The following is a 12,978-nucleotide window of genomic DNA, read 5'->3' as shown; positions in this document are numbered from 1 at the left end:
CGGTGCGGTCTAGCGTGGCCTTAGAGTGGCTCCCGCACCAGCGACGAGGAGACGACGATGGCGATCAAAGAGGCTCCGCAGGGCAACATCGAATACCTGCGGACCGATCCTGACCTACCCCCGGTCGGCGTTGTCGATCGAACGCCGGTCACCCCGGTGAAGAAGGGAATCTTCGCTGCGATCGCTCTGCTCGGCGCGGTCGCCTGGGCGGTCATCGCCATCGTCCGCGGTGAAAGCGTCAGCGCGGTCTGGTTCGTCATCGCTGCAGGCTGCACCTACGTCATCGCCTACCGCTTCTACGCTCGTTTCATCGAGTACAAGATCGTCCAGCCGCGTGACGATCGGGCGACACCCGCCGAAATCCTGGAGAACGGCAAAGATTTCATGCCGATGGATCGACGGGTCCTGTTCGGCCATCACTTCGCGGCCATCGCAGGTGCCGGGCCCCTCGTCGGCCCCGTGCTGGCCGCGCAGATGGGTTACCTGCCGGGCACCATCTGGATCATCGTCGGCGTCGTATTCGCCGGTGGCGTACAGGATTTCCTTGTGCTGTGGGCGTCGTCGAAACGACGCGGTCGCAGCCTCGGTCAGATGGCCCGCGACGAACTCGGCGTGGTCGGCGGTATTGCCGCGATCGTCGGTGTGCTCGTCATCATGGTCATCCTGCTCGCGGTGCTCGCGCTCGTCGTGGTCAACGCGCTCGCCGAAAGCCCATGGGGTGTCTTCTCTCTCGCGATGACCATCCCGATCGCACTGTTCATGGGCGTCTACCTTCGATTCTTGCGACCGGGCAAGGTCTCCGAAATTTCGCTGATCGGTTTCGTGCTTCTCCTGCTGGCCATCGTCTCCGGCCAGTGGGTTGCCGATACCGGTTGGGGCACAGACTGGTTCACCTTGTCGAAGGTCACCATCGCCTGGTTGCTGATCGGCTACGGTTTCGCCGCGTCGGTGCTGCCGGTCTGGTTGCTCCTCGCCCCGCGCGACTATCTGTCCACCTTCATGAAGGTCGGCACCATCGGCCTACTGGCCATCGGAATCCTGTTCGCACACCCGAACATGAAGATGCCCGCCGTGTCGCAGTTCGCCCACGCGGGCAACGGCCCGGCGTTCGCAGGGTCGCTGTTCCCGTTCCTGTTCATCACCATCGCGTGCGGTGCGCTGTCCGGCTTTCACGCACTGATCGCGTCTGGCACCACTCCCAAGTTGCTGGAGAAGGAAAGCCATACCCGGATCATCGGATACGGCGGGATGCTCACCGAATCGTTCGTCGCGATCATGGCCCTGATCACGGCGTGCATTCTCGACCAGCACCTGTACTTCGCCATGAACGCACCTGCTGCGCTGACCGGCACCACCACGGATACCGCAGCCGCCTACGTCAACGGCCTCGGCCTCTCGGGCGCGAATATCAGCGGCGCCGATTTGGCGCAGGCAGCGTCGGATGTCGGTGAGACGACCATCATTTCGCGTACCGGCGGTGCACCGACACTCGCGGTCGGCATGTCGGAGGTACTGCACTCGTTCCTCGGCGGCGACAGCATGAAGTCGTTCTGGTACCACTTCGCGATCATGTTCGAGGCACTGTTCATTCTCACCACCATCGACGCGGGAACGCGCGTCGCACGGTTCATGCTGTCGGACTCGCTCGGCAACTTCGGCGGAGCGATCGGCCGATTCAAGGACCCGTCGTGGCGAGTCGGAGCCTGGATCTGCTCGCTGATCATCGTGCTCGCCTGGGGTTCGATCCTGCTGATGGGTGTCACCGATCCGCTCGGCGGCATCAACACCCTGTTTCCACTGTTCGGTATCGCGAACCAGTTGCTCGCGGCCATCGCTCTCACGGTGATCCTGACGATCGTCATGAAGAAGGGGCTGTTCAAGTGGGCGTGGATACCGGGCATTCCGTTGGCGTGGGACCTGATCGTGACGATGACCGCGTCCTGGCAGAAGATCTTCTCGGGCGACCGCGCCGTTGGATATTGGGCTCAGCACAGCGCATTCCAGGCCGCCAAGGACGCCGGTAAGACCACATTCGGCACCGCGAAAACACCCGAAGCTATCGATGCCGTCATTCGCAACACCTTCATCCAGGGCACGTTGTCGATCGTGTTCGCCGTGCTCGTGTTGATCGTCGCGATCACCGGAGCATTGACGTGTATCAAGGCATTCCGAAGCGGCGGTATGCCGTCGACCGAATCACCGGTGGAACCGTCGAAGATCTTCGCGCCCACCGGCTTCATCCCGACGCCTGCCGAGCGCGAAGTACAGAAGGAATGGGACCAGCTGGTTGCCGAGGGCAAGGTCCGCGCGCCCGGCGCTGCTCGCCCGCGCGGAGGCCACTGATGCCTCGGATTGCGGAGGCCGCACGATCGGTCGCGTGGTGGTTCACATCGGTGATGGGCGATCACGATTACGCCCGCTACGTGGCACACATGCAGGTACGCCATCCCGACGAGCCCATTCCGAGCGAGCGTGAGTACTGGCGTGACCGTCACGCCGAAGCCGAAGCAAATCCGGCGTCGCGCTGCTGCTGACGTCGATGGCCGATTTCCGCTAGCGCTGGGCTGGAAGCACTGCCACAGTGGTGACGTGACCACAGCAACCACTCCGCCCTACCTCGACTTCGAACGGTGCTTCCACGCCGTGTCGTCGCGGGATTCGCGGTTCGACGGCCAGTTCTTCACCGCCGTCCGCACGACCGGAATCTACTGTCGGCCATCGTGTCCCGCTCGGGTCCCGAACCCGGAGAACATCATCTTTCTGCCCACGGCCGCGGCGGCACAGCACGGCGGCTACCGCGCCTGCCTGCGCTGTGCGCCCGATGCGGTGCCGGGCTCGCCGTTGTGGAACACGCGATCGGATCTGGCGTCGCGCGCGATGCGATTGATCGCCGACGGCGCCGTCGAACGCGGCGGCGTCGGCTCGGTTGCCGAAACACTGGGCTACTCGACGCGCCAGCTGACCCGCGTGCTCACCGACGAGCTCGGTGCAGGCCCGCTCGCGCTGGCACGGGCACACCGCGCACACACCGCTCGCCTGTTGATCCAAACGACTCGAATGCCGATGTCCGACATCGCATTCGCCGCAGGCTTCACGAGCATCCGCCAATTCAACGACACCATCCGAGAGGTGTTCGCGATGACGCCGTCGCGGATGCGCGACGACGCCGAGAGGCGACCGAACGCCTTCTCCACGAAAGGCACCGTCACGCTGCGGCTCCCCTATCGGACACCGCTGAATCCGTCGTGGATCGACTGGTTCCTCTCCGCCCACGCAGTGCCATCGGTAGAGACATGGAGCGATGGTTCGTACGCCCGCAGCTTGCGACTGCCGCATGGCAACGGCAGCGTGTCGTTGCGGATCGAGCCGGGATTCGTCAGCACGGATCTGTCGTTGGCCGACATGCGTGATCTTGCGCCCGCAGTAAGCAGGATCCGTCATCTCCTCGATCTCGACGCCGATCCGGTGGCCGTCGACGCCGCTCTCGGCGACGACCCCCAACTCGCCGCTGCCGTCGCGTCGACCCCGGGCATCCGAGTTCCGGGCAACCTCGACGGCACAGAGTTGCTGCTACGCACCATGATCGGGCAGCAGATCTCGCTCGCTGCGGCTGCGACGCACACCGCCCGGCTGGTCGACGCCCTTGGCGAGCCCATCGATACACCGCACGAGGGCGTGACACGTCTGTTCCCCACCGCGGCGGCGGTCGCCGAACACGGCCACGACGTTCTGACCGGCCCTGCCCGGCGCGTCACCGCGATCGTCGATGTGGCACGCGCGATTGCCGACGGCGACGTAAACCTGCACGCGGGCAGGACGATCGGCGATCTGCGCGCCGAACTCCTGGCGCTACGCGGCATCGGTCCCTGGACCGCCGACTACGTCAGCATGCGGCTGCTCGCGGACCCCGACATCTTGCTCGACACCGATCTGGTGCTGCGCCAGGGTGCGCAACGTCTGGGACTCGACCTACGCGATTGCGACCGGTGGGCACCGTGGCGGTCCTACGTGTCGATGCACCTCTGGCGAACAGCGTTGGTCAACCGATGATCGCGCACTACGCCACCGTCGATACTCCGATCGGGCCGTTCACCGCCATCATCGACGCGGACGGTGCCGTGCTTGCCTCCGGTTGGACGGCCGACACCGAAACTCTTCGGCCCGTTGTGCATTCGACGCTGCGGCCTGCCGAACTCCGTCGACGACGCGACCTCGGCCCGGTCACCGCCGCGATCACGGCCTATCACGACGGCGATCTCGTGGCCATCGACGCCGTCCCCGTCGTGCAGCGTTCCGGCGAGTTTCTCGAGCATGCGTGGTCGGTGCTGCGCACGATTCCAGCAGGCGCACCGGTGACCTACTCGGAATTCGCTTCTCTCGCCGGACGTCCCGACGCACCCCGCGGAGCGGCGAGCGCCTGCGGCCGCAACGCAGCCGCACTGTTCGTGCCGTGCCATCGGGTGGTGCGCATCGGCGGCTCTCTCGGCGGATTCCGTTGGGGGCTCGATGCGAAACGCTGGCTGATCGCTCACGAAGGATGAGAAGCTGTGGGGCATGAACGCGACAAATGCCCCTGCTCGCGGGGATGTGATCGGCAAAGGCATCTTCTGGCTTGCCAAGTGGTCGCTGTGCATCGTGGCAGTGGCAGCCGGCGCCTGGGTACTCGGCTTCGTCACTGCCAAACTGTGGGTGATCGTGTTGCCGGTGCTGCTTGCGGTGGTCATTTCGACCGTGCTGTGGCCGCCGACGCGTGCGATGACCAAGCGCGGCTTGCCCCCTGCTGCCGCCGCGACAGTGACGATTCTGCTGTTCTTCGCCGTGCTCGGGGGGGTCGTCGCGTTGATCGTCCCGTCGGTGGTCGATCAGGCACCCCAGCTGGCGGACAGATCGTCCGAAGGTGTGAATCAGGTTCGTAACTGGCTGCAGGGGCCACCGTTCAACGTTCGTGACGAGCAGCTCGACTCGGCGGTCAAAGCGATCGTCGATCGCCTGCAGTCGAGCGCATCGCAGATCGCGTCCGGTGTGTTCACCGGAGTCAGTGCCGCGACGTCCGTCCTGGTGACGCTCGGCCTCGTGTTGATTCTGTCTTTCTTCTTCATCAAGGACGGTCCGCGATTCATCCCGTGGATGCACCGCGTCCTGGGTCGGGAGAGCGGCAGCCACATCGAGGAAGTGCTGTCGCGGATGTGGGACACCCTGGGCGGCTTCATCAGAACTCAGGCGTTGGTGAGCTTGATCGATGCGGTGTTCATCGGCGTCGGCCTGGTGATCCTCGGTGTTCCGCTTGCACTGGTGCTTGCCGTCATCACCTTCCTCGGCGGCTTCGTTCCGATTGTCGGAGCATTTGTCGCCGGCGCGCTCGCCGCGCTCGTTGCGCTGGTGGCCAACGGTTTCACCACCGCGCTGATCGTGCTCGCGATCATCGTCGCCGTGCAGCAGATCGAAGGCAATGTGCTGCAGCCGGTACTGCAGAGTCGCAGCATGAACCTCCACGCCGTCGTCGTGCTGCTCGCCGTCGCCGCGGGCGGTTCGCTCTTCGGCATCATCGGCGCGTTCCTTGCCGTACCCGCAGCGGCGGTCGGCGCCGTGCTGGTGCGCTACCTGGGCGAACAGATCGACCAGCGCACCGGCGGGCCCGAAGAGGATGATCCCGAGCCGGCTACACCGCCAGCTGAGCCTCCAGCCGAGAGCCTGCCCGCCCCCGAATGACGTGTAGGCGGCTCGGAATTCGTTGACGCATCTCGTCGACGTGACTCACGATGCCCACGACCCGTCCGCCTGCGCGGAGCTCGTCGAGTATGCCCATCACGGCATCGAGTGCGTCGTTGTCCAGACTGCCGAAGCCCTCGTCGATGAACATGGTGTCCAGCACAACGCCGCCCGATTCCGCGGCCACCACATCGGCCAAGCCCAATGCCAATGCCAGTGACGCGACAAAGGTTTCGCCTCCCGACAAGGTTTTCGCAGGCCGAATCGCGCCCGTGTAGTCGTCGCGAATTTCGAGTCCGAGCCCACCGCGTTTGCCTCGCGGGCCTTGGGCGTCGGAGTGCACGAATTCGTATCTACCACCGGACATTCTGCGTAGCCGTGCTGTTCCCGCTGCGGCCACCTCTTCCAGTCGAGCCGCAAGCACGTACGAGCGCAACGACATTCGTTTCGCGTTCTGACCACGCCCGGCAACCAGATCGGCGACGCCCGCAAGTTCGTCGTGACGCGCTTGCAGGGGGCTCAGTCGATCGGTCGCGGCCCACAGCTGAGCAACCAGGTCTTCCAACTGACTTGCCCGACGGGCAGCTTCGGCGTGGGCGGCCACCGCGACGTTGAGAGCCGCCCCTGCCGCAAGCGCGTCGGCTTCTCGTTGCGGCAGATCGGTCGGCGGATGATCGCGGACGGCCATGATGTCGGGCTCGGCGAGAACCGCTTCGGCATGCACGCGAACCTCGTCGGCGGCAGCGAGTTCGGATTCGACAGCGCGAAGCCGGACGGGCGTACGCGCCGCGGCAACAGCAGCAGCGACGTCGGCGAATGCCCCCTCCGCGGTGACGATGTCCAGCTTGGCCTGCAGCGCGGCAACCGCATCGGCTGCGGCCTGTGCCGCTGCACGAGCATCACGGAACGTGGTGGCGGCCCTCGCCAGTGCGTCCAACCGCGCGCGTCGCGCTGTGACGGACTCGTCGTCGCCGGCCGCCCCCGCAATGCGCTTCTCCAGTTGTGCGATTCGTTCTTCGATCGCCGAAATCCGTTCCAGCACTGCCGCGCACGTATTATCCACATCCCGCAGGTTCGCGGCGACGGTCGACTCTTCCACACGAAGTCGGTCGATGTGCGTGCTCAGCTGCGCGGCTCGCTGGGCTGCCGCGGTCGCAGCCTCGAATCGTGCGGTCGCATCGGTCAACTCGGCCGTCAGGACCGCACGATCACGGTCGCCGCCACGTCCGATCAGCGCATCGATCTCTCGCTCGACCGTCGACACCGCCGCCATCGCGCGGTCGAGCGCGGCCGCTGCCCTGTGCTCGTCGGCTGCCGCAGTCACCTCGTCGGCCTTCGTAACCGAATCATCCGCCGGTCGAGCGATTTTCGGATGCGATATCGATCCACACACCTGGCACGGATCGCCGTCCGTCAGCGCAGTGGCCAGTTCTGCCGCCATCCCGGCAAGGCGCCGTTCACGCAGGTCGAGAACTCGTTCCCGCGCATCGGTGTGCGCGGAGCGAGCGTCCTCGAGTGTCCTCTGCGCCCGTGTTCGCGCCCTGCGACGCTTGCCGAGTTCGATTGCGGCCGTGGCCGCGTCGGCTGCCGCCGCACGCACGGCGTCCAACCCTGGCGCGCGCGCCGCGTTCTCCACCGCCGCACGCAGCTGTACTTCCGTCTCCCGCAGCCGAGCGGGAATCGCATCGCGTGTGGTCCGCAGCGACTCGATCCGAGCCGACAGTCGCTCGCGTTCGACAGCCCGGTCGTCGCGTTCACGCCGCAGTGCCGCGGCTGTTCGCACGTCCTCGATGACTTCGTCGAGCGTGCCGATCTCCGTGGTCCACGATCGAGTCGCATCATCGATGATCGCCACATCGGCAACCGCGGGTGGCCAGGACACGGCAGCGGCAAGTGCAGCACCACCGTGAACTACGACTGACGCCGACGCCTTTCTCCGCACCGAATCAGTCTGCGCAGCAACATGTTCACTCGCATCCAGTTCGGCTGCGGCTGCCGTCACCGGTACGGCTCGGCGCGCCGCGGCGAGTTCGCGCACCATGGCGTCGCGGTACGCGTGCCCAGCTCGGTATTCGTCGAGCCGTAGTTCTGCGGCCTTCTTGCGCTTGCGGAGGTCGGCGATGCGGCGATCGTCCGCCAGTCGGGCTGCGGCCTGATCCGACGCCGCGGTTCGAGCGGCGAGATCGGCGTCCGTCGACTCCTTGGCCGCCCGCGCAGTCGCGAGCAGATCCTGAGCCCACTCCATGGCACCGACCTCGGGACCGTCGGAGCCTGCCGCTGTGCACACCTGGGCAACCAGCCGATCGATAGCGAGCGTTTGCCCACCCAGCTCTGCTGCGCTCTCCTTGCGCCGCTCGGCAAGCCACGTCTCGACATCGCCGAATCGTTGCGTGTCGAAAAGCCTTTCCAGCAGCTTCTCGCGATCCTCGTTGTCGGCCCGCAGGAATCGGGCGAACTCGCCCTGCGGCAGCAGGACAACTTGAAAGAACTGGTCGGCGCTCATTCCGAGCAGTCGATTGACCTCGTCGCCGATGTCGACGAGACGCGTGAGGTTCTGGCCGCGACCGTCCAACCAGGTCAACGTCGCCTTCGCGGGCTCCGATCGCATCCCGGTGCCACGAAGCTTGGGTCGATGGAACTCTGGGCTGCGCACCAGCCGCAATCGCCGCCCACCGATGGTCGCCTCCAACAGCACCTTCGGAACGGTGCCCGCAGGCGCGTGATCGGAGCGAAGACGCTTGGCATCGCGACGTGCGCCGGGAACGGTTCCGTACAGCGCGAACGCAATTGCGTCGAGGACAGTCGTCTTACCTGCCCCGGTGCGGCCGTGCAGCAGAAAGAGCCCGTCCGCGCCGAGGGCATCGAAGTCAACCTCCGCGGTCTCGGCGAACGGACCGAATGCCGTGACCTTCAGCCGATGCAGCCTCATGCGGTCGCATCCCACGCAGGTGTCGACTCGACCGGTTCGCGCACAGCCGCCGCCAAAGCCTTTTCCATCCACGTCATTTCGCCCACCGACGGCTCGCTGCGCACGTCGGTGAGGAAGCTGCGCGCGATCTGCACATCGCTGCGCCCGCGCACCCGATCCCGATACGGCAGCGCCGTAACACCCTGCGGCCGTTCCCATTCCACATGGATGGCATGCGGAAAGCGCTCCTGTAGACGACGCATCGGGTCGACCGGTCGCTCGTTGTCGGTGAGCACCACCGAGACGTAGTGATCGATCAGCTCGGCGAACCGGCCGTCGGTCAACAATTCGTCCATGCTGCCGGTCAGCTGCGCAAGCCCGCGCACCACGGGCAGATCGTGACGGGCGACGGCGCACGCGCCGTCGGCGTCGATGTCGACGATCCACACGGCCTTGCGGTGCGAACTTTCGCCGAACGAGTACGGAAGCGGGGATCCGCTGTAGCGCACCGAGTCCGACAGCGTCTGCGGCGAATGCAGATGGCCCAGCGCCACATAGCCGATGCCGTCGAACGCCGACAGCGGCACCGTCTCGACGCCGCCGACCGAGATCGACCGCTCGGAACCGGTTGCGTTCCCGCCGACCACGAAGGCGTGCGCGAGCACCACCGATCGCACGCCGTCTCGGTCGGCGATGTCGGCACTGATCCGAGCCATCGCCGCGTCGAGTATCTCGGCATGCGAGTGGGCTTCCGGCACACCGAGTTCCCCACGGGTGGTCTCCGGTTCCAGGTACGGAATTCCGTAGAAGGCGACAGTCCCGTGTCGGTCCTCCAGCAGCACTGGGCTGTCGACATCCGATACGCGGGTGAGCAGATGCAATCCGCCTGCGGAGGCGAAACCTGCTGCGGCGCCGAGCCGGGCGGGCGAATCGTGATTGCCGGACGTCGCGACGATCACTGCGCCTGCGGCACGAATCGCCTCGAATCCGTTGTTGCACACGACGATGGCGTCGGCACTCGGAATGGAACGGTCGTAGATGTCACCGGGTACGACGACGACGTCCACCGCGTGTTCCGCTACCAGTTCCGCGATGGCCGTGAGGGCACGCGCCTGATCGGCCAGCAGGTCGACACCGTGAAAGGTGCGCCCGATGTGCCAATCGGAAGTGTGCAAGATCCTCATGTCGCCGACGGTAGGCGACCGCACCGACAGAATCGGTGAGCCCGGCCGCGTTTCGCGCGTCCGAAAAGACTTGTCGGTGGGGTGGTGCACTATCCCCCACATGACCGCGACCACCGCCTTGGGCCTCGCACTCGCACTCGCTGTGGGCTTTGCGCTCGGCTGGCTGCTGCATGCGGCGCGCAGTACCGGCGCACAGGCAACGTTAGCCGCGATGCGTGACAACGAGCGGCTGCTGCATCAGTCCGTCGGGGCCGCGGGTGAGGACGCGGCCCGTCGCCACTCGACCGCCATCGGCCAGCAGGTTGCGGCGCTCGTCGATCCGCTCCGCGAAGCGGTCGGGGCGCTGGACCGCCATGTTGCCCAGGTCGAGAGCACCCGCGCGCAGGCGTACGCGGGACTACGTGAGCAGGTTGCGGGGATGCACCGCACCTCCCAGTTGCTCTCGACACAGACGACGCAGTTGGTCACCGCGTTGCGCGCGCCACAGATTCGTGGGCGGTGGGGTGAGATCCAGCTGGAGCGCGTCGTGGAGCTGGCCGGGATGGTTCGGCATTGCGATTTCGACACCCAGGTCACGCGCGACGGCGCCCGCCCCGATCTCGTGGTGTACCTGGCAGGCGGCAAGCAGATCGTGGTCGATGCGAAGGTGCCGTTCGCGGCGTTCCTGGACGCGGCACAGGACGAGGATCCGCAGAGCCGGGAGTCGCATCTGGTTCGCCACGCCCGTCAGCTGCGCAAACACATCGATCAGCTCGCGGACAAGGCGTATTGGGAACTGTTCGATCCCACACCGGAGTTCGTGGTGCTCTTTCTCCCCGGCGATGCGTTCCTGGACGCCGCGCTCACCACCGACGCCGACCTGCTCGAGCATGCCTTCGCCAGAAATGTGATTCTCGCAACTCCGACCACACTGATCGCGCTGCTGCGCACCATTGCGCATACGTGGCGCCAAGAAGCTCTCAGTCGCGACGCAGCAACCATCCATCAACTGGGTCGAGAGCTGTACAGCCGGCTCGGAACGGCCGGTACTCATCTGGATCGCCTTGGCGCACAGCTGGGAAAGGCGGTCGATTCGTTCAATCACACCGTTGCGTCGATGGAGTCGCGGGTATTGGTGACAGCCCGCAAACTCGACGAGCTCGAACTCTACGACGGAGAGAGCAAGGAGGTGAGTCAGGTGGAATCGTGGCCGCGGGCGGTCGGAATGAGCAACATCTCGTCGACGAGCGGACATGCCAAAGACGTTTTCTAAGGTTGAACGGTTAGTGTCGTTGTGTGTCTGCTTCTCAACGCGCTCGTGCCGCCGTGCCTGTGGCACAGCGGTCGGTGGTCCCGACGGTTCGTGGTGTCTCTGCGGGCGTTGCGGTCCTCATCGCGGTGGGATTCACACTGCTAGGTCTGGTTATCGATGCAGCGCGCGGCACGGAACTGACCAAGGTGTTCGGTCTCTTCTACTTCCTCGGCTGCCTGGTCGCCGTCCTCGCCGTCCGGCACAAGGCGATCTTCACAACCATGGTGCAACCGCCGTTGATTCTGTTCGTCGCGGTGCCGTTGGCGTATCAGTACTTCACGAAGGGCGGCGGCACGTCGATCAAAGACGTGTTGCTCAACGTCGCGATTCCACTGGTCAATCGGTTCCCGTGGATGTTGGTCGCAACGCTGACCGCGTTGGTCATCGGCGGCGCTCGGCTCTACCTGGCACACCACAAATCCGGAGTGTCGAGCGCGCGGTCGCGTCGGCCCCGGGTGGCACCGTCGCGGGGAACGAGAGGAACTGCCCGACCGGGCGCGCGTTCCGCAGCACCGACGAGTCGTGCTGCCCGCAGCTCCCGCGCCGCGGCACCGGTTGCGACCGCAACACGCGCCGAAGATCGCTTCCGCACTCCGGTGACACCACCGCCCGCGACCGGTCCTCGCCCGGTTGCCCAGCCGCAAACGCGGTCGCGCCGGACCCCGCCCCCTCGCGTGACGCCGCCCCGGGTGACGCGCACCGAGCCTGCTGCAACCGACTACCGGCCGCAGCACACCCGCTCGGCGCCGGTTCTCCGTTCACGCTCGGACGTTCCCGCGCATCCAGCGCCGCAGGTTCGCTATCGCAGGCGCGAACAGCCGCCCTACGATCGCTGACCTGCTCGGCAACCTAGGTACGGGCAGCGCGCAATTCTCGCGGCAACGCGAACACCAAGGTCTCGTTCGCGGTGGTCACCGACTGAACGTCGGCGAATCCGTGTTCGGCAAGCAAGTCGATGACTCCCCGCACCAGCACCTCCGGCACCGACGCTCCGGATGTCAGGCCCACGGTCTGAACGCCGTCCAACCAGGCCGGATCGACCTCGCGGGCGTAGTCGACCAGATGTGATGCCCGTGCGCCGGCATTGAGCGCCACTTCGACCAGCCGGACCGAGTTCGACGAGTTGCGTGAACCCACCACGATCACCAGATCGCATTCCGGCGCCATCGCCTTCACCGCGACCTGCCGGTTCTGGGTGGCGTAGCAGATGTCGTCGCTCGGCGGATCCTGCAACAGCGGAAATTTTTCGCGTAGCCGTGCGACCGTTTCCATCGTCTCGTCGACGCTGAGCGTGGTCTGGGACAGCCAGATGACTTTGTTCTCGTCGCGCACGGTCACGTTGTCGACCGAGGCCGGGCCGTCGACCAACTGCACGTGGTCCGGCGCCTCACCCGCGGTGCCCTCGACTTCTTCGTGGCCTTCGTGGCCGATCAACAGAATGTCGTAGTCATCGCGCGCGAACCGCTTGGCTTCCTGATGCACCTTGGTCACCAGGGGGCACGTCGCGTCGATGGTGCGCAGGTTCCGCTCGGCCGCCGAGACGTGCACGGCGGGCGAAACACCGTGTGCGGAGTAGACCAGCAACGATCCCTCCGGCACCTCGTCCGTTTCGTCGACGAAGATGACGCCCTGATCCGTCAGCGTCTCCACGACATGCCGGTTGTGCACGATCTCCTTGCGCACGTAGATCGGCGCACCGTGCTTCTCCAGCGCCTTCTCCACCGTTTCGACGGCGCGGTCGACGCCCGCGCAATAACCGCGCGGCTCCGCGAGCAGCACGCGCTTGACCCCCGCCCCGGCAGTTCCGGTGGCCGCCGAGCGAGTGATTCCGACATTGAGTGGTACCGCGGAAGACATGGCACCCACGATACGGGGCGGGCGCCCGC

Annotated in this window: 10 protein-coding genes; 7 read left to right on the top strand and 3 right to left on the bottom strand. The window is 65.8% G+C overall.

Annotated features, from left to right (window positions below; translation table 11 throughout):
• Nucleotides 1–57: 57 nt before the first annotated feature.
• From FOY51_RS04985 to FOY51_RS04965, 5 genes are read left to right on the top strand one after another with little or no spacing between them, the layout of a single operon-like run.
• Nucleotides 58–2,343, top strand: coding sequence for a carbon starvation CstA family protein (locus FOY51_RS04985; protein ID WP_149429098.1), 2,286 nt, complete (start codon nucleotides 58–60; stop codon nucleotides 2,341–2,343).
• Nucleotides 2,343–2,534 (top strand): YbdD/YjiX family protein, encoded by a 192-nt coding sequence (locus tag FOY51_RS04980; RefSeq protein WP_149429097.1) that lies wholly within the window; start codon nucleotides 2,343–2,345, stop codon nucleotides 2,532–2,534. Before FOY51_RS04985 ends, FOY51_RS04980 begins: the two co-directional genes overlap by 1 nt.
• A 55-nt stretch (nucleotides 2,535–2,589) precedes the next feature.
• Nucleotides 2,590–4,050 (top strand): AlkA N-terminal domain-containing protein, encoded by a 1,461-nt coding sequence (locus tag FOY51_RS04975; protein ID WP_187776182.1) that lies wholly within the window; start codon nucleotides 2,590–2,592, stop codon nucleotides 4,048–4,050.
• Entirely contained in the window at nucleotides 4,047–4,541 is a 495-nt protein-coding gene (locus FOY51_RS04970; protein WP_149429095.1) for a methylated-DNA--[protein]-cysteine S-methyltransferase, read from the top strand. The genes FOY51_RS04975 and FOY51_RS04970 overlap by 4 nt, the downstream gene beginning before the upstream one ends.
• A 13-nt stretch (nucleotides 4,542–4,554) precedes the next feature.
• A complete protein-coding gene (locus FOY51_RS04965; RefSeq protein WP_149429094.1) occupies nucleotides 4,555–5,709 on the top strand; it encodes an AI-2E family transporter in 1,155 nt (384 codons plus the stop codon).
• On the opposite strand, the gene FOY51_RS04960 is transcribed toward FOY51_RS04965, so the two are convergent.
• Both FOY51_RS04960 and FOY51_RS04955 read right to left on the bottom strand, forming a co-directional pair.
• Complete coding sequence (locus tag FOY51_RS04960; protein WP_149429093.1) at nucleotides 5,660–8,638, bottom strand: AAA family ATPase; 2,979 nt, start codon at nucleotides 8,636–8,638, stop codon at nucleotides 5,660–5,662. The genes FOY51_RS04965 and FOY51_RS04960 overlap by 50 nt on opposite strands.
• The gene (locus FOY51_RS04955; protein WP_149429092.1) at nucleotides 8,635–9,801 is read right to left on the bottom strand and encodes an exonuclease SbcCD subunit D; all 1,167 of its coding nucleotides are present in this window, start codon (nucleotides 9,799–9,801) and stop codon (nucleotides 8,635–8,637) included. The genes FOY51_RS04960 and FOY51_RS04955 overlap by 4 nt, the downstream gene beginning before the upstream one ends.
• A gap of 100 nt (nucleotides 9,802–9,901) precedes the next feature.
• Here FOY51_RS04955 and FOY51_RS04950 point away from each other — a divergent pair, with 100 nt between their 5' ends.
• Together FOY51_RS04950 and FOY51_RS04945 are read left to right on the top strand one after the other, a co-directional pair.
• Entirely contained in the window at nucleotides 9,902–11,053 is a 1,152-nt protein-coding gene (locus tag FOY51_RS04950) for a DNA recombination protein RmuC (protein WP_149429091.1), read from the top strand.
• Between the two features lie 23 nt (nucleotides 11,054–11,076).
• Nucleotides 11,077–11,928, top strand: a complete 852-nt coding sequence (locus tag FOY51_RS04945; protein WP_149429090.1) for a DUF6542 domain-containing protein — start codon at nucleotides 11,077–11,079, stop codon at nucleotides 11,926–11,928.
• Between the two features lie 13 nt (nucleotides 11,929–11,941).
• Here the strand turns inward: FOY51_RS04945 and FOY51_RS04940 are convergent, their stop codons facing one another.
• Complete coding sequence (locus FOY51_RS04940; protein ID WP_149429089.1) at nucleotides 11,942–12,949, bottom strand: 4-hydroxy-3-methylbut-2-enyl diphosphate reductase; 1,008 nt, start codon at nucleotides 12,947–12,949, stop codon at nucleotides 11,942–11,944.
• Nucleotides 12,950–12,978: the final 29 nt, after the last annotated feature.

Origin of the sequence: Antrihabitans cavernicola, assembly GCF_008297975.1 — a bacterium.
GTDB classification, from domain to species: domain Bacteria; phylum Actinomycetota; class Actinomycetes; order Mycobacteriales; family Mycobacteriaceae; genus Antrihabitans; species Antrihabitans cavernicola.
Note: the sequence above shows the minus strand (reverse complement) of the source record. Positions and strands in the feature narration are given on the sequence as shown.

Coding starts and splice junctions, on each gene's coding strand:
- FOY51_RS04940 (WP_149429089.1), bottom strand. CDS start 12,949: ATGTCTTCCGCGGTACCACTCAATGTCGGAATCACTCGCTCGGCGGCC.
- FOY51_RS04980 (WP_149429097.1), top strand. CDS start 2,343: ATGCCTCGGATTGCGGAGGCCGCACGATCGGTCGCGTGGTGGTTCACA.
- FOY51_RS04970 (WP_149429095.1), top strand. CDS start 4,047: ATGATCGCGCACTACGCCACCGTCGATACTCCGATCGGGCCGTTCACC.
- FOY51_RS04985 (WP_149429098.1), top strand. CDS start 58: ATGGCGATCAAAGAGGCTCCGCAGGGCAACATCGAATACCTGCGGACC.
- FOY51_RS04960 (WP_149429093.1), bottom strand. CDS start 8,638: ATGAGGCTGCATCGGCTGAAGGTCACGGCATTCGGTCCGTTCGCCGAG.
- FOY51_RS04955 (WP_149429092.1), bottom strand. CDS start 9,801: ATGAGGATCTTGCACACTTCCGATTGGCACATCGGGCGCACCTTTCAC.
- FOY51_RS04965 (WP_149429094.1), top strand. CDS start 4,555: ATGAACGCGACAAATGCCCCTGCTCGCGGGGATGTGATCGGCAAAGGC.
- FOY51_RS04950 (WP_149429091.1), top strand. CDS start 9,902: ATGACCGCGACCACCGCCTTGGGCCTCGCACTCGCACTCGCTGTGGGC.